This is a genomic window from Nitrospirae bacterium YQR-1, from assembly GCA_039908095.1.
In the GTDB taxonomy this organism is placed as follows: domain Bacteria; phylum Nitrospirota; class Thermodesulfovibrionia; order Thermodesulfovibrionales; family Magnetobacteriaceae; genus Magnetomonas.
Map to the genome: position 1 here is coordinate 39,973 of JAMOBJ010000004.1, position 19,096 is coordinate 59,068.

15 protein-coding genes are annotated in these 19,096 nt (G+C 41.7%); 13 read left to right on the top strand and 2 right to left on the bottom strand.

The genetic code is table 11. The annotated features are described in order from the left end of the window. Nucleotides 1-33 precede the first annotated feature (33 nt). The 5 genes from H7844_03900 (at nt 34) to H7844_03920 (ending at nt 4,371) form a co-directional block, all read left to right on the top strand. On the top strand, nt 34-1,290 hold the full coding sequence (locus H7844_03900) for a cobalamin-dependent protein (protein ID MEO5356426.1): 1,257 nt from the start codon (nt 34-36) through the stop codon (nt 1,288-1,290). Continuing rightward, nucleotides 1,291-2,637 carry a cobalamin-dependent protein gene (locus H7844_03905; protein ID MEO5356427.1) on the top strand — a complete coding sequence of 449 codons (1,347 nt, stop codon included), beginning with the start codon at nt 1,291-1,293 and terminating at the stop codon, nt 2,635-2,637. It abuts the gene before it with no gap. 457 nt (nt 2,638-3,094) lie between these two features. Further along, the gene (locus H7844_03910; protein ID MEO5356428.1) at nt 3,095-3,403 is read left to right on the top strand and encodes a DUF1104 domain-containing protein; all 309 of its coding nucleotides are present in this window, start codon (nt 3,095-3,097) and stop codon (nt 3,401-3,403) included. A 30-nt stretch (nt 3,404-3,433) separates the two neighbouring features. Beyond that, nucleotides 3,434-3,898 carry a DNA-binding protein gene (locus tag H7844_03915; GenBank protein ID MEO5356429.1) on the top strand — a complete coding sequence of 155 codons (465 nt, stop codon included), beginning with the start codon at nt 3,434-3,436 and terminating at the stop codon, nt 3,896-3,898. 71 nt (nt 3,899-3,969) lie between these two features. After that, complete coding sequence (locus H7844_03920; GenBank protein ID MEO5356430.1) at nt 3,970-4,371, top strand: OB-fold nucleic acid binding domain-containing protein; 402 nt, start codon at nt 3,970-3,972, stop codon at nt 4,369-4,371. 62 nt (nt 4,372-4,433) lie between these two features. Here the strand turns inward: H7844_03920 and H7844_03925 are convergent, their stop codons facing one another. Next, complete coding sequence (locus H7844_03925) at nt 4,434-6,137, bottom strand: ATP-binding protein (GenBank protein MEO5356431.1); 1,704 nt, start codon at nt 6,135-6,137, stop codon at nt 4,434-4,436. Nucleotides 6,138-6,285: 148 nt separating this feature from the next. Between H7844_03925 and H7844_03930 the strand changes: the two genes are divergently transcribed. The 8 genes from H7844_03930 to H7844_03965 all read left to right on the top strand — a co-directional run bounded on the left by H7844_03930 (nt 6,286) and on the right by H7844_03965 (nt 17,443). Further along, nucleotides 6,286-7,080 carry a hypothetical protein gene (locus H7844_03930; protein MEO5356432.1) on the top strand — a complete coding sequence of 265 codons (795 nt, stop codon included), beginning with the start codon at nt 6,286-6,288 and terminating at the stop codon, nt 7,078-7,080. 12 nt (nt 7,081-7,092) lie between these two features. Continuing rightward, nucleotides 7,093-8,619, top strand: a complete 1,527-nt coding sequence (gene waaF, locus H7844_03935; GenBank protein ID MEO5356433.1) for a lipopolysaccharide heptosyltransferase II — start codon at nt 7,093-7,095, stop codon at nt 8,617-8,619. A gap of 186 nt (nt 8,620-8,805) precedes the next feature. Then, a complete protein-coding gene (locus tag H7844_03940; GenBank protein MEO5356434.1) occupies nt 8,806-9,492 on the top strand; it encodes a hypothetical protein in 687 nt (228 codons plus the stop codon). 466 nt (nt 9,493-9,958) lie between these two features. Beyond that, on the top strand, nt 9,959-10,915 hold the full coding sequence (locus tag H7844_03945) for an NAD-dependent epimerase/dehydratase family protein (GenBank protein MEO5356435.1): 957 nt from the start codon (nt 9,959-9,961) through the stop codon (nt 10,913-10,915). Nucleotides 10,916-10,919: 4 nt separating this feature from the next. Next, nucleotides 10,920-11,888, top strand: coding sequence for an ATP-grasp domain-containing protein (locus H7844_03950; protein ID MEO5356436.1), 969 nt, complete (start codon nt 10,920-10,922; stop codon nt 11,886-11,888). 3 nt (nt 11,889-11,891) lie between these two features. Further along, nucleotides 11,892-12,605 carry an HAD hydrolase-like protein gene (locus H7844_03955; protein ID MEO5356437.1) on the top strand — a complete coding sequence of 238 codons (714 nt, stop codon included), beginning with the start codon at nt 11,892-11,894 and terminating at the stop codon, nt 12,603-12,605. Continuing rightward, nucleotides 12,565-13,617, top strand: coding sequence for a pseudaminic acid synthase (gene pseI, locus H7844_03960; protein ID MEO5356438.1), 1,053 nt, complete (start codon nt 12,565-12,567; stop codon nt 13,615-13,617). Before H7844_03955 ends, pseI begins: the two co-directional genes overlap by 41 nt. A gap of 109 nt (nt 13,618-13,726) precedes the next feature. Next, entirely contained in the window at nt 13,727-17,443 is a 3,717-nt protein-coding gene (locus H7844_03965) for a PAS domain S-box protein (GenBank protein MEO5356439.1), read from the top strand. Between the two features lie 189 nt (nt 17,444-17,632). On the opposite strand, the gene H7844_03970 is transcribed toward H7844_03965, so the two are convergent. Then, on the bottom strand, nt 17,633-18,883 hold the full coding sequence (locus H7844_03970; protein ID MEO5356440.1) for a glycosyltransferase: 1,251 nt from the start codon (nt 18,881-18,883) through the stop codon (nt 17,633-17,635). Nucleotides 18,884-19,096: the final 213 nt, after the last annotated feature.

Here is a 19,096-nt window from a genome sequence, read left to right on the forward strand (position 1 = left end):
GTTTCTCGGAAAGAGGATACGGAGGTATATAACGTGAAGATGAAACTAATATATCCAAAGTGGCGTAAGCTGCTAAGACAGTCGCCTTTTCATCTGCCGCCGCACGGGCCTGTGGTTTTTGCGGCAACACTTCCGGATTGGGTTGAAGTGGAATTTGTTGATGACAATGTTGATGAACTTACATTTGATGACAACACGGATGTAGCCGCCCTTTCGATTATGCTTACAGCACAACTGCCCCGTGCATTTGCTATTGCTGAGGTTTACCGCAACAGAGGAATTCCAGTTATTGCCGGGGGCATAGCCGCCGCTTTGCACAGTGAGGAGCTGTCAAAGCATGTTGATGCGGTTTTTATTGGTGAGGCGGAGGGCAGAATGGAGGCAGTGCTGAATGATTTAAAGAATAACCATCTGAAAAGGACCTATAACTACTTGCACAATCCACCGGATATTGCATTGGTAGGGCCGGCAAGGAGAGAGATTTTAAACCGCAGCAGGTATCAGTACCGGGGGCTGCCCATGGTTGACCTTTTCCATGCCTCCCGCGGCTGCAAATTCAGTTGTTTTCCCTGCTGCACCGGTTATCTGGGTGGTAAGGTCTTCAGGCCCCGTCCTCTCAGGCGTGTGGTGGAGGAGCTTGAGCAGATAGACAATACCCGGTTGTTTCTTGTGGATAACTCACTGGCACAGGATGACGCATGGGAGGAGGAGTTGTTTAAGGCTATGGCTCCATTAAAGAAAAAATGGGTAAGCCATCCAATCAAGGATACCGATAAACTTCTGGGGCTGGCCTATGAGGCCGGTGCATGGTACGTGTATCAGGCGGTGGTGGATACCTCGGACACTATCAGAAAGCGGATAAAACACTACCACGATTATGGTATCAAGGTGGAGGGAACGATTATTCTGGGCACTGATGAGCACACCTTTGACGGGATAAAGCGTTTGGTGGATTTTCTTTTGGAAATTAATATCGATTTAGCGGAATTCACAGTTCTTACGCCTTTTATGCACTCCCCTGTAAGGGAACAGTTCATTAAACAGGGCAGACTGCTCCACAATGGCTGGGATGATTACACCTGTGACAGGGTAGTGTTCAAGCCTAAGAGTATGTCTGTTGATGAGCTGGAGGCGGCGTATCACTACGCCTGGGACACATTTCACAGGGAAAAGTCTCAGGAAGTTCGTATGGGTGCGCTATTTTTTGATGTAATCGCCCGTGAGGTTAAAGACGGAACTTATAAGCCGGTTGACCATATTAGAAAGTCTGACAGGCCGGGTCAAACTTAAGTGGCAAGAGTACTCTTAATTTCATGTAATACAACAGTTGAGCCGTATCCGGTGTATCCATTGGGAATGGCCATGATTGCCGGAGCTTTAACCGCAGCCGGACACACGGTAGCAGAGTATGACATGCTGGCCTCTCCACAGTTGGGCTACAACTTAGAGGATATGTGCAGGGACTTCAACCCTGAGATTACAGGGCTTTCTATCCGTAACATTGATAATCTTAACTATGCAAAACCTGAGTCTTATCTTGAGCAGTACAAAAGAGTGGTTGAAACATTGCATGGGATAAGTTCGGCCCCTGTGGTTATGGGCGGCGCCGGGTTTTCACTGTTTCCTTCTGCACTGATGGAGAGCTGCGGGGCTGATTACGGTGTAGTTGGGCAGGGAGAGATACTGTTTGTTGAGCTGGTGGCAAGGCTTACCAATGGTCGGCGGCCTGCTCAAAAATTGTTTTACAGCACAGGGGGCGGGCACTCTGAAAGCTGTAGCTTCTCTTATCGAAATAGTGAATTGTCGGGGTTTTATCTAAAGCACGGAGGTATGCTTAATTTATTTACAAAGCGAGGCTGCCCAATGAAATGTGCCTACTGCTCCTACCCCTTGCTGGAGGGCTCAACGTATCGTTTCAGGACGGCGGTTGATGTGGTTGATGAGATTGAAGCACTCCGTGATAATTTTAACATGGATTATTATGCTATCGCAGATTCCGTGTTTAATGATGTGGATGGTAACTACTTAAACATTGCAAGGGAGCTGATAAGGCGTAAAATAGATATTCCCTTTACGGCATTTTTAAGGCCGCAGGGGTTTAGCTCAAGGGATGTTGAGCTGCTGAAGAGGGCAGGTCTAAAGACAGTTGAGTTTGGAACAGACGCCTCTACGGACACTACGCTTATGGCTTTAAAGAAGGGTTTTACATGGAAAGAGGTTCTTTTAACTAATGAACTTTTTGCCGGTAACTCTGTGGCGGTTAATCACTTTATTATTTTTGGCGGCCCTGGTGAGACAACAGAAACATTTAAACAGGGACTGCAAAATGTACAGCAGATTGAACATGCTGTAGTAATGGCCAACATCGGTTTTCGTATAATTCCTGATACATATATACACGGGCTTGCTATCCGGGAAAATAGGCTAAGTAAAGAGAATAATCTGACAGAGCCTGTGTATTATTTTTCACCTTATATTGACCCTGCACATATTGACAGGGAACTAAGGGAATCTTTTGCTTTGTGCAGGGAGCGGGTCTATCCTGTTGGTTCTCAGGATTTGGATAAAGTAAAAATCTTTCATCAAATGGGGCATCGCGGCCCTATTTGGGACTATTTGTTAAAACGGAAGCGTTAATTTATACCAATTCTAATTCAAAAGTAAACGCCGGCTCCCAGCCGCCTCGTTACCCTTTTGACTGCTGCTTGGTATTATAGCGAAAACCATAATTCCGTTCATTATTTTTAGTGGTTGAGATTGCCACGTCGCTATCGCTCCTCGCAATGACGAATAAAAAAACACAGTAAAAACAGCTATATGCCGTCATTGCGAACCCCCGCAGGGGGTGTGGCAATCTCTTCTTTAATAAATTCAATAAGAACATACTTTTGCTTTTTGCTATAGAATTGGAATTATACTTCCGGCTGCAAATCAGTATAACAAACCAAAGTGCAATTATTGCATTTAAACATGCAAAATTCTGTATTCAATATAAGCTTAAGGTATTATAAGATATTGATATTTAAGTATTTTACCTCCGGCACGTTGTTTGCAATACTACATTTATAAAGCATCAAAAAGGAGGTGAATGGATATGAAAACGGTGATTATGATAGTATTAACCCTTACACTTTTGACGGGGGTTGCGTATGCGACGGATTTTAGCACATACACTACCGATGAGCTTTTAGGACTCAGGGGCACTATGTGGAATGCCACAGTTGATGACAGAATCGCATTTCACACGGAACTAAGTAAAAGAGTTGCGGAGATGACCACGGATCAAAAGAAGTCGTTTGCCGGCAGACCGGCATTAGCAGGCAGGGGTATGGGTAGGGGCATGGGAAGATGTATGTGCAGAGGTATGGGGTATGGCCCCAATTGCCCGTACAGGGCTAATTAACACTAATAAACTAAAGAATAAGGGGGCATTATGATTAAGAAAATTTCAATATTAGCGATAGCATTGATACTGGGGCTTGCAGCAACCGCCTCAGCACAACCGTGGCGCGGCTGGAAGGGAAGCTGCGGCTGGGGGCAGGGCAGTACGTATCAAAGGATGTACGATCCGTCAACTGCCGCCACTGTTACTGGAACCATCGAGGCAGTGGAAACATTTAAGGCAAAGAGGGGTATGGCTCAGGGACTACATCTCGTGCTTACAACTGAAGACGGCAAAGTAGCTGTACATCTCGGTCCGGTATGGTATATCGAGCGGCAGGACGTTGAACTCAGAAAGGGCGACACTGTAGAGGTTAAAGGCTCAAAAATAACCTTCAACTCCAAGCCCGCCATAATTGCGGCTGAGGTTAAAAAGGACGATGAAGTGCTCAAACTCAGAGATGAAAGCGGCATTCCATACTGGGCGGGTTCAGGAATGGGTGGCAGGATGCGTTAACCCTTGACATGAGGCACATAACACGGCAAGATTAATGATGCCGTGTTATGTGTTTAAACACGGGGATTACTATGATAAGAAAAATTTTTTTGACAGCCGTTTTCATTATACTATTGACACATAATTTAGGTGCTGATGCGGGTGATGGTTACGACTTAAACACCGAGGTAACACTTGCCGGTGTTGTTGCCGGTGTGGATGAGGGGATGAGAGGGCCTTGTGTTTTTACACTGCTTTCATCTGATAAGACCTACAAGGTAGTGACCGGCCCGCGGTGGTATTTAAATCAAATTGGTCTTGCCGTAAAGACACAGATGAGTGTAGTTGTAACGGGATCAAAATTTTACGACAGAAATGGAGGACTATACATATCAGCGTTTTCTATTGTAATCCCTTCTGAATCGAAAACCTATCGCTTTCGGGATTCAAATTCACAAAGCCCCTTGTGGCACGGACATGGCCGATGGCGATAATTATTGTCGCCCAGGAATAAACTCTGCCGGTTTGAAAACATATGGTTAACACAGGCATGGTATTACACATTAAACTCCAAAGTAAATTTTGCTCCTGTCGCTGTATTTCTTACACTAATCCTGCCGTTTAGGTTATCCTCCATAATTATTTTAGACAGATAGAGTCCTATCCCGGTACCACTGCTCTTGGTGGTAAAGTAGGGGTCAAAGATCGTCTCCATTATATTGTCAGGAATTCCACCTGCGTTGTCACTTATTTCCATCTTTAATATATTGTCATTTCTATAACAGTCCACCATTATCATGCCATGCTGTTGTGCTGCAGCTGGGAGTCCCCTATTTTCTCTTTCCATGATTGCATCATTTGAGTTCTTTATTATGTTTAATATAACATGTGCTAACAGGCTTTTGTACGTTGTGATTACCGTAGCGCCACAGGGTACTACCTCGGAGAAGTTAGTAAATGTCTTGTTGTGAGCGTGACAAGTGATGCGGTAAGTAACATTTTTCAATTGAGATGAAAATAATGAAAACACTTCCCCCGCAATTTCAATCATATCAAATGTTTCTTTTTCTTTTGCCGGTTTAAAAAAGTCTCTAAAATCATCTATTGTCTTTGACATAAAACCTATCTGCCTCATAGTTCCGCTCACAGTAGTGTCAACGTATTTACTATCGAGCTCTCCATGCCTGTAGGCATCTTCCATGTCCTGAATCAAAAAGCTAATAATAGTAAGAGGCTGTCTCCATTGGTGTGATATGGCTGCTATCATTTCACCCATAAGTGCCATCTTTGACTGTTGGATTAATAACATTTCCTTTTGTCTGAGTTTTTCCACTTCCTCATCAACCCGTCTCTCAAGATGTTTATTGAGAGATATTAATTCATCTTCGACTTTTTTTCGTCGTGCTATTTCATTTGTCAGTTTTTTATTGAAAATCGAGATTTCCTCTGCACGCTCCATATTGGCTTTGTTGCTAAGATTAAGGTCCCTGAACAGAAGATCAAAGGGTTTAGTCATTCCGGTTACTATTATAGCTTTGTAAGTAAAATAATAGGATATGACTTTAAACATATGCCCAAGCAGATTCATAAAATCATATACGCCAACATAGAGAGTAAAGCAAAGCTCTGTAGCTGTTGCAAAAGAAATGGAAAGTGATAATAATTTCAGAACGTTATTATCAAAAAATCTTTTATTTTTAAACAACAGAATTAATGAAGCAACTAAAATGGAACAAATGATGTATTCACTTATTTTTTTAAATGCTGTCAGCCCGACTCCTTGTACATAGCAAACTGGAAAGTTATTCCATATAAAGATCGAAGTCAAAATTAGTAAAGTTATAAGCGTGTAAACGCTATATATCAAAAATGGCCTGATTCTTTCCTTATATAAGAAAAAAGGAGCAATTAACAGGGAAATGCTTTCAATGTATCTGGTGGCAATCCATATTTCAGTGGCCGCCGGTCTGCCATGTATTATATTCATGCCTTTATATGCAAGCGTATGCAACGCGTCAAGACTACCGACAAAAAGATATGTTATTCCTATGAAGTATAAATAATTATTTTGCATGTAACTGCGAGTATTATGGGCTATGATAAAAATACTAAAAGCAATAACTATACTGAACATCTCGGCAAAGGTGTGAAAGACTAAATAACCATATAAACTGCTAACATACAGGGCTGAAATTATTATAAGCCACAATAAAACATTTTTAACTATTGAGAATCTATCTATTTGCACAACTCTTTCCATTGTTGCTCCTGTATTGCCCGTACCGTAAACTTGCACTCAAAATAGTGTAACAGAAAATACCATGCTTTTAAAATATAACGCTGGGTTTTTTGTGAACATTGTGAGGCTTGATGCTTTTTAAGATAAAAGTGCGTTATAATACAGCAATATGGACACAGGAGAGACAAAAGAAGAATGTCCGCTTTTTAAAACTGTCCGGTCTGCAATTATGAGGCCTGAGAGTGCAAAAAAGATAGTGAAGAAATACAGGGACACATACGACTGCTACGGCGGTTCCGACTCAGAGCTTAAAGCCAACATAGCGGTAGCCGACAAAATAGTAAGAAAGTACTCAAACCTGGCGGCACTAATCGGCAGCGTGACGGCATTGCCCAGCATTACTCCCGGCATAGGAACAGTGATTGCCATAACCGGCGGTATGGCGGTTGATGTGGTCACTGCTATGAAATTACAGGTAGATATGTGTTTGTGTTTGTGTGAGGCATTTGGGTTTGACGCCTCAACTGAGGAAGCACTTAATCTGTCATTTTTATTAGCCGCTGCCGGTACGCTTGAAAAAGCCGGGCTGCACATTGAGACGGCATGTGAGAATAAGACTACGATGAAATTACTTAAGAGCAACCTTAAAGGTGCCGCTTTCCAGATTTTTGGAGCAAATATCGGTGTAAAAATAGCAAGTGACGCAGGAGTTAGCATGATTCAGCACTATTTACGCGGTGCTGTGTTACACGTTATTAAAGACCTATTCAACAGAATCGGAACGCACTTTACAAGAAAAGCGATAGAAAAGTCATTGCCGTACGGTTTTGGAATTATCATCGGGGGAACTCTGAACTACGCCCTGACAAAATATGTGGGAGTGCAGGCTAAAAATTGGTTTATCATAGAATACGCCGCCCGTGGCCGGTGTTCAACCTCTTCAGCAGCAGTAGAGATTTGTTAAGCCGCTAAAACTGTGGCATCAAAAATTCTTGTCAGAGAAGTTAACTGGGTAGGAGATGCTGTGATGACTCTGCCTGCTCTAAGAGCTTTAAGAAAAGCACGTAAAGACAGCCACATAAGCATTGTAGCCAAAGAAAATGTTCTGCCTCTTTTTGAAAACAACCCAAATGTTGATGCTCTTGTTAAATACACTAAGGCACATGAAAAGCTCACCGGTAAATTTAGTCTTTCATCGCAATTAAGGGCGGAGAGATATGATGAGGCGTTTCTTTTTCAAAACGCATTTGATGCAGCCCTCATCACTTTTATGGCAGGAATAGGTAAACGTACCGGTTATGACCGTGATGCCAGAGGTCTGCTTCTGACACACAGAGTAGCAGTCAACGCAGACACGCTTAAACTTCACCACGTGTTGTACTACTTAAACCTGCTCAGGGAATCGGGTATCGAGGCGCCTTATACTCTGCCGTGGATATATCTGACACTGGAGCAAAGACGGAAGGCAAGGGAAGTTCTGCGTCCTCTTAAGCGGCCGGTTATTGGGATTAACCCACAGGCTGCTTACGGCTCGGCAAAGCGCTGGCCTGATGATAATTACATTTCAGTCATTAAACACATTGTGGCTGAGCTCAACGGTAGTGTAGTAATCTTTGGTACCGATACTTCAAATAAGCTCTCCGGTGAAACATTGAGTGAAATCATCACGGAAGAAAGTGCTTTTATGGATTTAACCGGTAAGACCGGTTTGCGGCAGTTATGCGCCCTGATTTCCGAGTGTGACGCCGTCATAACAAATGACTCGGGGCCTATGCACATTGCCTATGCAACCTCAACACCGTGTGTTTCAATCTTTGGTTCCACCTCTTGTGAACTTACCGGGCCGCCTGACATACCTGAAGACTGTCAACACTCTTTTTTGTCGAAGGTTTTAAATAGTTCCATGGACTGTTCCCCGTGTTTTAAGCGTACCTGTCCGCATGGCCACCTTAAGTGTATGAGCTCTATAACATCCGCTCAGGTAATCGATGCCCTTGGGGATATTATATGTACACAAAAAGCAATCTTCTTTGACCGTGACGGCACAATTTGTGAGGATGCACACTACTTAAATAACATTAACAATTTCAAACCCTTTAACGGTTGCGAAAACCTGATGAGGTTTAAAGAAAAGGGCTATTTACTTATTGGAGTAACTAACCAATCCGGCATAGCAAGGTGTATCGTAGATGAGTGTTTTGTAAATGAGGTAAATAATATATATATCGAAAAATACGGTTTTGACGGATTTTACTACTGCCCACATAACAGCGGAGATAACTGCGCCTGCCGGAAACCCTCTCCTGGAATGCTCTACAAGGCGCGCTCCGATTTCAAAATTGATTTAAAGCAATCTTTCATGGTAGGTGATAAAGATGCTGATATAAATGCAGGGCTTGCCGTAGGCGCAACAGCCATTTGTATGGAATCTAAAAAGTATTCCGTCACAGTACCTGATGTCAAAAGAATTTCCTCATTACATGAACTTCACGATATCATATAAGAGGAGATGGAAAGGAAAGATATAACCTAAGAGGAGGGTTTTTTATTATCTTTTAATTCCCACTCCACCACAGCTGTGTATCCTTAGCTTGTCAGGCAGGTGGTGCACCTTTAAAAGACGGGGAGTTATAAGGTACGCAAAATGAAAGATATTGTATTTTTTTAATTTTTATGATATCTTAGAAACATGATAACGGCAATTGATACGTTAGAGATATATGAGCGGCTTAGAAAGACCGATCTTGGAGATAATGCGGCTAAAGAGATAGCGGAGGTGTTTAAAGAAACCTCTGAGTATTCTTCTGCAGTAAAAGCAGAGATAAAAAAAGAGTTATCGCAAGAACTGTCTTCTAAGGCCGATTTGCAACTATTCGAAACAAGACTTTCAGCTAAAATAGACACGCTTGAGGCAGACATAAAAGGTAAAATAACTACACTTGAAACAGATTTAAAAGGCAAAATAGATACACTTGAAACAGATTTAAAAGGCAAAATAGACACGCTTGAAACAGATTTAAAAGGTAAAATAGATACGCTTGAAGCAGATTTAAAAGGCAAAATAGATACGCTTGAAACAGATTTAAAAGGCAAAATAGATACACTTGAAACAGATTTAAAAGGCAAAATAGATACGCTTGAGGCAGACATAAAAGGCAAAATAGATACGCTTGAAGCAGATTTAAAAGGCAAAATAGATACGCTTGAAACAGGCATTAGAGCTGAAATAAAAAGACTTGATGATAAAATAGACAATAACTTTAAGAATATTCGTCTCGAAATGAAACTATATTTCTTAATGTTAGCGTTTCTGATAATTCTCACCAATCCCAGGGCACTTGATTTAATCTCCAAACTGTTAGGTATTATTAAATAAAAAAATCACTGGTGCCCACATAGTGGGTCAGGGGTATCCCCTCTGGGGGAGTGTACGCCCCGGAGCTTTTGACAAAGCCAACAAAGTTAATCGAATGAATGCAGCTTGGTATAAGTCATGAAGGAGCTTAAGTGTGCGGCAGCGCTGTTCAAGTATTCTATAGCGAAAACCATAATTCCGTTCATTATTTTTAGTGGTTGAGATTGCCACGTCGCTATCGCTCCTCGCAATGACGAATAAAAAAACACAGTAAAAACAGCTATATGCCGTCATTGCGAACCCCCGCAGGGGGTGTGGCAATCTCTTCTTTAATAAATTCAATAAGAACATACTTTTGCTTTTTGCTATAATAAGTAACTGCATTACTCAGTAGTTTTGTATATTCAATGTAGAAAAAATATAAACCCCTTTTTTAAAAATAATAGTTAAACAACTTACCCCAAAATACCGAAATTAACAGGAGAGGATGGAAGACGCAATAAATAAAAAACGTGTGTTAGTGACAGGTGGGGCGGGAGTCATCGGATGCGAACTCCTTGCCATTTTATCAGACAAAGGTTTCACCGTTCTCTCTGTTGATAAGAAACCTCCGCCGATGGATAAAATCAGAAGCCACTCTCCGAATCTGCGGCATTTAATAGCCGACATCTCCACGGATTATCTTGATGAAATAATTGATTTTAACCCCTCCGCCATATTTCACCTTGCCGCCGCATTTGAAAGATCAAAGGAGTCACCGGAATTCTGGAGCACAAATTGGAACGAAAACACACTGCTCAGCCACAGGATTATTGATATTGCATCAAAAATGCCGGCTCTTAAGGTTTTTCTTTTTGCGTCCTCATACCTGATTTACTCACCGGCTCTCTATATGTCTGAAAATCTCTCCGCCCCCGTGCTCCTGAACGAAAACAGCCCTGTTAACCCAAGAAATATAACAGGTGCTTCTAAATATTATACCGAGAAGGAACTCGAATTCATAAATGAGTACATGCTGCCTAACGCCCGCATGGTTAATGCCAGGATTTACAGGGTTTACGGCAAGGGCTCAAGGGATGTCATATCCAGATGGGTCGGAGCAGCCCTCAGAAATGAGGAAATCCATGTGTATAATCGTCAAAACCGTTTTGACTTTATATACTCACAGGACGTTGCCACAGGACTTTACCACTTTTTTGAGTCTGATGCCTGCTGCGGCGTTATTAATCTTGGAAGCGGTATCAGTACATCTGTTGAGGACGTCTTAAGTGCTATCGCCTCAATAATCCCGTTAAACCAAAAAGACATGGGATGTATTGAACACTACGAGGCAAGCACCGCCGATATTACAAAGCTGCGGAAACTCACAGGCTGGAGCCCTGTGGTCTCCATACGCTCAGGCATAGAACACATCGTAGAGTACGAAAAGAGTAAGTTACAGTAATCCGATGAATGTACTTATCACAAGCGCTTCAAAAAAAGTATGGCTTATTAAAGCCTTCAAAAAAGCACTTGCAGCAGAGGGCGGCGGTCTGGTTTATGCCATTGACATAAGCCCAAACGCCCCCGCTCTTTACTTTGCCGACTGTCATTACCTATGCCTGAGAGACTCGGACCCTCACTTTGCAGATTCCGTCTTATCCCTGTGCAAGCAACATCAAATTACTCTTATAATACCCACAAGAGATGAAGAGCTGCCGATTTTTTCAAAACTCAGAGAGGTTTTTCTCAAAGACGGAATCTTTATAATGACGGCCGCTCCACAAACCATTGATGTCTGTCAGGATAAAAAAAAGTTTATTGGCTTTTGTAATGGCCACGGCTTTAACGTCCCTCCAACCTACAACGCCGGTGCTGCTTTAGAATTCCCACTCTTTGTTAAACCAATACGTGGTAAGGGCAGCACAAACACCGCTGTAATCAATTCTCACAATGAACTTCAACTCTTTATCAACACCGGAGGACATGATTGTATAATTCAAAAGTACATAAATGCCCCTGAATACACAGTCGATTTGTTTTCTGATTTTTCAGGAAACGTAATCTGTGCTGTACCAAGGATAAGGATTGTGGTTTTTGGAGGGGAGTCTTACGTCTCAAAAACCCAATGTAACCGGACTATTATAGATGAATCCGTAAGGCTTGCCAAAGCACTCAATCTGGTCGGGCACAACACGATACAGTGTTTTTGGGAAACTGACAGAGTGTTTTTTATAGAGGTAAATCCGCGATACGGCGGTGGGGCGGCACTGAGTATTGAAGCAGGTGCAGACACCCCCCGCTATTTAATTAAAATCCTTAAAGGCGGCACACTCACCCCTGATTTCCAAAACTTTAGGGATAACCTGTACATGCTCAGATACACGGATGAGTTATTTCTTGATGAAAACTCATTAACAACCAAAAGGTTCGTTTAACCCGTGAAAGCGGCACTTTTTGACCTTGACGACACGCTTTATCCAGAAATGGAATTTGTAAAAAGCGGATTTAAAGTAGTCTCAGAGTACATGGCTAATGTGTTTTCCCTGGATAGCGGCATTTTATTTAACCGAATGATGGAAATCCTCAACAGCACAGGGCGTGGCAAGGTCTTTGACAATATTCTCGGTGAAACAGGCCAATTCAGCAATGAAAACGTCCTGACACTTCTGTATCTGTACAGAGACCACAGCCCTGACATTACCCTGTATGATGACGTAGTGCCGGTAATAACAAAACTAAAAGACTCCGGCATAAAAACAGCCGTCATAACCGATGGGATGGCCTCCGTGCAGCAAAATAAAATTAAAGCTCTTGGCTTAGAGTCTCTTGTTGATGTGGTAATCTACACGGATATACTTGGAAGGGAGTACTGGAAACCCTCTCATGTGCCTTTCCAGACAGCCTTTAATCTTCTTGGTCAGAAAGCGCCATATGCTGCCGTCTATGTGGGGGATAATCCGGCAAAGGACTTTACCGGTGCTGAGGCACTGGGCATAGAGGGAGTGCATATTATAAGGGATGAAAAAGCAGCATCTACACCTGTAAATTTTCCGGGGAGGCGTGTTATCATAAGAACTCTGACAGAGTATTTTTCCAGGATAGAGGCAAGATATGAGCAATATAATCATAGGCGGCAGAAACATCGGGGCTGACGCTCCGGTATTTATAGTGGCGGAGCTGTCGGCAAACCACAGACAGAATCTTGACATAGCGCTTAAAACCATAGAGGCGATAAAAGACTCCGGTGCCGATGCTGTTAAGTTTCAAACATACAGAGCAGATACAATTACAATAGACTGTGACTGCGACAGTTTTAAGATTAATCAGGGTACTATTTGGGACGGCAGGACACTCTTCGAACTCTACTGCGAGGCATACACACCGTGGGAGTGGTTTCCAAAATTAGTAAAGAGAGCGCAGGAGCTGGGTCTGATATGGTTTTCCTCACCGTTTGATAAAACGTCGGTGGATTTTCTTGAATCTCTGAGTGTGCCTGCGTACAAAATCGCATCGTTTGAAATAACAGATTTACCCTTAATTCAATACACAGCCGGCAAGGGCAAGCCTGTGATAATCTCAACCGGTGTTGCAACCTTTGAGGAAATACAAGAGGCTCTTGCTACTTGCACTGCGGCAGGAAATGAGAGCATGGCTGTGTTGAAATGCTCAAGCGTGTATCCGGCTCCGCTTTGTGAGGCTAATTTAAAAACAATCCCGCATATGAGGGATACATTAAATACGGTCATAGGTCTTTCCGATCATACAGTGGGTATAACAACGCCGATAGCGGCAACAGCGTTAGGTGCTCAAATAATTGAGAAACATTTCATACTGGATAAAGCAATAGGGGGACCTGATTCGGCGTTTTCTCTTGACCCCTCAGAGTTCAGGGCAATGGTTGATGGGATAAGGGAAACGGAGACAGCGCTTGGTACTGTGAACTATGAGCTGTCTTGCGCCGTAAAAAAAAGCCGTGAACATGCCCGTTCACTTTTTGTAGTTAAAGACATATCTGCACAGGAGGCTTTCACAGAGGAAAATGTAAAATCCATACGACCTGCCTTTGGGCTGCCGCCTAAGTATTTGCCGTTGATACTTACAAAACGTGCAAAGGTTGATATAAAGAAAGGAACTCCCCTTAACTGGGATATTGTTGAAGATTGACAGGATGCAGGCGCTCCTAAGGAACTCATCGCTATAAATCCCTGTTCCCATTTGTTATGTTATAATCAAATAGTGAAAATGGTTTCATTTTGACGTAATGGAGAATTCTATGAGAGATGCTGAAAAGACAAAAGAACAACTTATAGAAGAATTAGAGCAATTACGAGCTTTAATACGCAGTGGCTCCATTGTTGAAAGCGCCAATAGTATTATATTGAGAATGGATATAAAAGGTAATATTCTTTATATTAACAAATACGCTTTGGATTTGTTTGGTTTTGAACATTCTGAAATAATAGGTAAAAATGTAGTTGGTACGATTGTACCTGAGGTTGAGACAACCGGCAGAGATTTAAATTCTTTCATAGAAGATTTATTAATAAATCCACAGAAATATGAGATAAATGAAAATGAGAATATACGCAAAAACGGACAGCGACTATGGATTTCATGGACAAACAAGGCAATCTGTGACAGCGAAGGTAATGTTACAGAAATCTTATGCATTGGTAATGATATAACACAACATAAGAAGATGCAGGATGAGCTTGTCAGAAGCAAGTTATTTTTAGAGGCTGTGTTGGATTGTATAGAGGATGGAATAGTAGCGTGTGATGGCGATGGTGTTTTAAAACTATTTAACAGAGCAACTCAGAAGTTTCACGGCTTACCAGCTGAACCTTTATTACCTGATAAGTGGGCTGACTACTACGATCTGTATCATGCTGATGGAAAAACAAAAATGTCCATGGAAGATGTCCCATTGTTCCGAACACTTAAAGGAGAAGAAGTAACAAATGTTGAGATGGTCATAGCCCCAAAGGGAAGCTCCCCTTATATTCTATCGGCAACAGGTAGAACTCTTATTGATTCCAACGGTGATAACATTGGTGCGGTAGTCTCTATGCACAACATAACAGAAAGCAAAAAAGTTGAAAATGAATTAACTAATGCATATAGTAAATTAGAAAAGCTACAAAAACAGTTAACAGAGGATTTGAAACTTCAAAGTGAAATAATATCCAATATGTCAGAGGGTATCAACCTTATCAACGTTAGCGATGGAAGTATTTTGTACTGTAATCCAAAATTTGAACAAATGTTTGGGTATAACCCAGGGGAGTTAATCGGCAAGAATGTTTCAGTAGTTAATGCCCCTACTGAGAAATCATCAGAAGAGACAGCCAAAGAAATTATAACATCAATAAATAAAAACAATTTTTGGCAAGGAGAAATACAAAATATTAAAAAGACCGGCGAACGCTTTTGGTGTCATGCAACTGTTTCAACTTTTGAACACTCAGAACACGGTAAAGTGTGGATATCAGTACACACCGATATTACAGAACGGAAAAAGGCAAGTGAAGATCTCGAGAGATTCTTTGATCTTGCAATAGATATGTTATGTATAACCGAGATTGACGGGTATTTCAAGGTGCTCAGTCCGTCGTTTGAGAAGACACTTGGATTTACACTCGATGAGCTTAAGTCAAAGCCATACATGGAGTTTATACATCCAGAGGACATCCAGACATCGCTTAATGCAGTGGAAACAGCATTGCATGGAATACCGCTATATAGTTTTAAAAACAGATTTTTATGTAAAGACGGTACGTATAAGTTTCTTTCGTGGACGGTATTGCCTGTTCCTTCAGAGGGTATTTCCTATTGTACAGCGACTGACGTTACGGAACAATTGAAGATACAGGATATAATGAACCAGGACCTTGTGCTTCAATCCTCGATTGCTAAGGTAACAGAAGCCCTTTTAAACCCTGAGAATGACAAATACTATATTTCAAAAATAGTACACGACGAATCGCTATTACTTACTGAGAGCGAGCATGGATACGCATCGTTGATATGTGAAAACGATGATAACATGGCCGTCAATCTTACTGACATGGTGGACAAGCAATGTAAAGTTGCAAAGGAACAACAAACTGCCATATTTCCCAAAGGACCGAACGGATATAATGCCTTGTGGGGACATTCACTAAATACAGGAGAGGGTTTTTTCACCAACGCACCGAAGGAACATATTTCATATAAGGGTTGTACCCCGGCAGGACACGTTGAGATAAAGAACTTCTTGTCGGTTCCTGTAAAATCGAGAGGCAAGATAATCGGGCAAATAGCCCTGGCAAATTCCAGAAGGGATTATACGGAAAGGGATTTGTCAATAATCGAACGATTGGCGTCCATATACTCGGTGGCAATAGAGAGAAAACATATAGAGCAGAGATTATCGGAAAGTGAGCAGAGATTTAGGGTTATCTTTAATGAAACGCCGATAGGGATTGCTATTACTGAGATAAATACCGGCAAATTTGTTCAGGTTAATAAGGCGTACTGCAATATCATCGGTTATTCTCATGATGAGATTGTTAACTTCACGTTTCGAGACATTACCCATCCAGATGATATTCAACAACAACTCGATGGGCTTAGACAACTATACAATGGTGATATATCGGTTTATAACATGGAGAAACGGTATATTCTCAAGGACGCTAAAGTGGTATGGGTAAGTCTGACATGTGTTCCTTTTTCACTAGGCGCAAATCAACCGTTGTTTAATCTCAACATAGTTAAAGATATAACAAATGAAAAACAGTTGTCCGATGACCTTAAAGCAAGCCAACTTGATGTAATAGAGGCACAAAGTAAGGCACACTTTGGTACCTGGACATATGATCCGATGAGCCGGCAACCGCAGTGGTCATTAGAAATGTTTAATATCTGGGGGCTGGATCCCAAACAAGGCGCTCCACACTATTCTGAACACATAAAATATATCCATCCTGATGATTACCGACGTTTTGATGATGCGGTAAGTGAGGCAGTTGAACTTGGCAAGCCCTATGATTTAGAGATACGCATTATTCATCCTGATAAAACTGAACGAATTGTCAACACTATCTGTGAGCCTGTTCTTGACGCTCTCGGTAAGGTAGTGAAACTCAGGGGATCCAATCTTGACATCACCGAACGTAAGAAAATGGAAACCCAACTAAGAGAATTAAACAAAAACCTTGAGACAATGGTAGCAGTAGAAACCGAAAAAAGAAGAGTACATGAGCAAATGCTAATCCAGCAATCCAAAATGGCTTCTATGGGAGAGATGATAGGATTAATAGCCCACCAATGGAAGCAACCGATTAACGCTGTTGGATTAAAAGTACAAGATTTACAAGATAGTTATGCCTATGGTGAGGTTAACGATAAATACATTGGAAATTTAGTAGATTCTACAATGCATCAAATAGATTTTATGGCAAAAACCATCGATGATTTCAGAAACTTCTTTATACCCTCAAAGAAGAAAGTGCTGTTTGATGTAAAAACGGCTATAGAAGAACTACTCTCGATGTTTATAAGTGTTTTTAGTAAAAGTAATATAGATGTTTCTGTAAAGGCAGATAAATATCAAATACTGCCTGTTAAAGGCTATCCTAATGAGTTAAAACAAGTGATCCTTAATATTCTAAATAACTCAAGGGATGCGATTGTTTCAAGAAAGAAAAATATCCCTGAGATAAAAGGAAATATTGAAATTAGTATCAACAATAATGAAGACAAATCCAAAGTCACAGTTTCGATAATAGACAATGGCGGAGGAATTCCAGATGACATTATAGATAAAATATTTGAACCTTATTTCACAACGAAAGAAAAGGAAGGCACCGGCATAGGGCTTTATATGTCTAAAACTATAATAGAGACAAATATGGGCGGCACCTTGCAAGTTAAGAACATTGCCGATGGTGTTGAGTTTATGATAAGTTTTGATGTAAACGGAGCTGGAGATGTATCCACAGGCTGATACCAAGCTGTATCATTTTGACCTTATGAATATTGATATCTTGAACATCTCATACCAAGTAGCAGTCAAAAGAGTAACGAGGCGGCAAGGAGAAAGCGACCTCCCCTTACAGGGGATTCCCCTTTAGGGGAGACGTCAAGGAGCTTTAGACGAAGCCAACAAAGTTAATCGAATGACTGCAACTGGGTATCAAAAATTACGGAAAGCATTAAGTAGTTCAGCCTTTATATCTTCCCACCTGTTAGCTGACAGAAATTTACCGAGGTTGCCCTTATAAGTGTCATAGAGAGCTGGAAACGCTCTGATTTCATCAGCAAACTCCTCAGGGGAAAGAGTAACCGCACTGTCTTTACATCCCACCATACGCCCAACATTAAATGTATCAACAAGTGCTTTCAGCGGCGGCTGACAAGTAGCTAAAACAGGAAGTCCCGCCTGAATGTATTCATAAATCTTATTCGGAGCACAGTACAGAAACACTTTGCTTGATGATATGTAAATTACAACTCCAATATCACACGTTTGCAAAATATCAAAAAGATGGTCTCTGGGAACACGCCCGGAAAAAAACACCCTGCCATCTAACCCATCGGCTATTGCCTGAGCTTTCATACCCTCAAGTGAAATCCCACCTCCTACAAACAATAGCTCAAAAGTATCGTCAAGTAATTTCATAGCATCATACAAAACCCTGAGCCCCCTGTCATAGTTTATATCCCCTTGATAGACAAGGCGTATTTTATGCGGACTTTGCCTTTTTAATACAGGATACTTCTCATATAACTCATCCACACTTATAGTAGAGGCCGGCATGGGTGGAATGTTGGGTATCACAAGCGGCAACGACTTTAACTTATAGTGGGCTTTCATTATCTCAGCCCTCTCCCTGTTTGCTGCTATTACGAGCTTTGCCCACCTCACTACCGCCCACTCAAGCCGGTAATAAAACTCCTCCCTCAACGAAAACACAGAACCCTCATCCGGAATAAACAACTCATGGGCGTCATAAACAAACTTACTGCGGGTCAACACACTTGCTATAAAACAAGGAATCGCCACATTAGAGTCGTTAGCATAGATTATCGCCGGGTTTACCCTCATGGCACGCAATATAAATGTAATCCAAAAATAAAAAAACCTCAGAATTTTAATCCCCTTACGAAACGGCGGGAGCCCTATCGGCTCAGACCGAAATGAATCATTCTTGTACCCTCTCCTTGAATCAATCGAATACACCGTAACATCAAACAACTCACCCAGTGACGACGCCACCCTCTGAACACGCCCGTCATAATCAATCTCCCCATACAAAGCCATTATAAGGGAGGAGTGAGAGTAGGGAGAGGCGCCGCCTCTCCCTACAACCCTCTGCGCAAGGGAGCTAGCCCCCTTGACCCCTTCATTGCAATGCTTTGTTGGTTTAGTATAATGTTTTGTCATATGTTGTTGTGGGATTTGCCGTAGTACTTTATCTTCCCCTACGACTTTATTGCCTCAAGAGCCTCTAAATGAGATTCATCCCTCCACCACAGGCCACATCTCATTGATATGCACTATTTCTGGAGCTGTAGGTGTTTCATCCATATTAATATTTTATCCATTTTTTAGGAAAAAGGTAAAGCGTGAAATTCTGATAAGGATTATGTTTGCCAT

Coding starts and splice junctions, on each gene's coding strand:
- H7844_03910 (MEO5356428.1), top strand. CDS start 3,095: ATGAAAACGGTGATTATGATAGTATTAACCCTTACACTTTTGACGGGG.
- H7844_03915 (MEO5356429.1), top strand. CDS start 3,434: ATGATTAAGAAAATTTCAATATTAGCGATAGCATTGATACTGGGGCTT.
- H7844_03920 (MEO5356430.1), top strand. CDS start 3,970: ATGATAAGAAAAATTTTTTTGACAGCCGTTTTCATTATACTATTGACA.
- H7844_03925 (MEO5356431.1), bottom strand. CDS start 6,137: ATGGAAAGAGTTGTGCAAATAGATAGATTCTCAATAGTTAAAAATGTT.
- H7844_03930 (MEO5356432.1), top strand. CDS start 6,286: ATGGACACAGGAGAGACAAAAGAAGAATGTCCGCTTTTTAAAACTGTC.
- H7844_03940 (MEO5356434.1), top strand. CDS start 8,806: ATGATAACGGCAATTGATACGTTAGAGATATATGAGCGGCTTAGAAAG.
- H7844_03945 (MEO5356435.1), top strand. CDS start 9,959: ATGGAAGACGCAATAAATAAAAAACGTGTGTTAGTGACAGGTGGGGCG.
- H7844_03950 (MEO5356436.1), top strand. CDS start 10,920: ATGAATGTACTTATCACAAGCGCTTCAAAAAAAGTATGGCTTATTAAA.
- pseI (MEO5356438.1), top strand. CDS start 12,565: ATGAGCAATATAATCATAGGCGGCAGAAACATCGGGGCTGACGCTCCG.
- H7844_03965 (MEO5356439.1), top strand. CDS start 13,727: ATGAGAGATGCTGAAAAGACAAAAGAACAACTTATAGAAGAATTAGAG.
- H7844_03970 (MEO5356440.1), bottom strand. CDS start 18,883: ATGACAAAACATTATACTAAACCAACAAAGCATTGCAATGAAGGGGTC.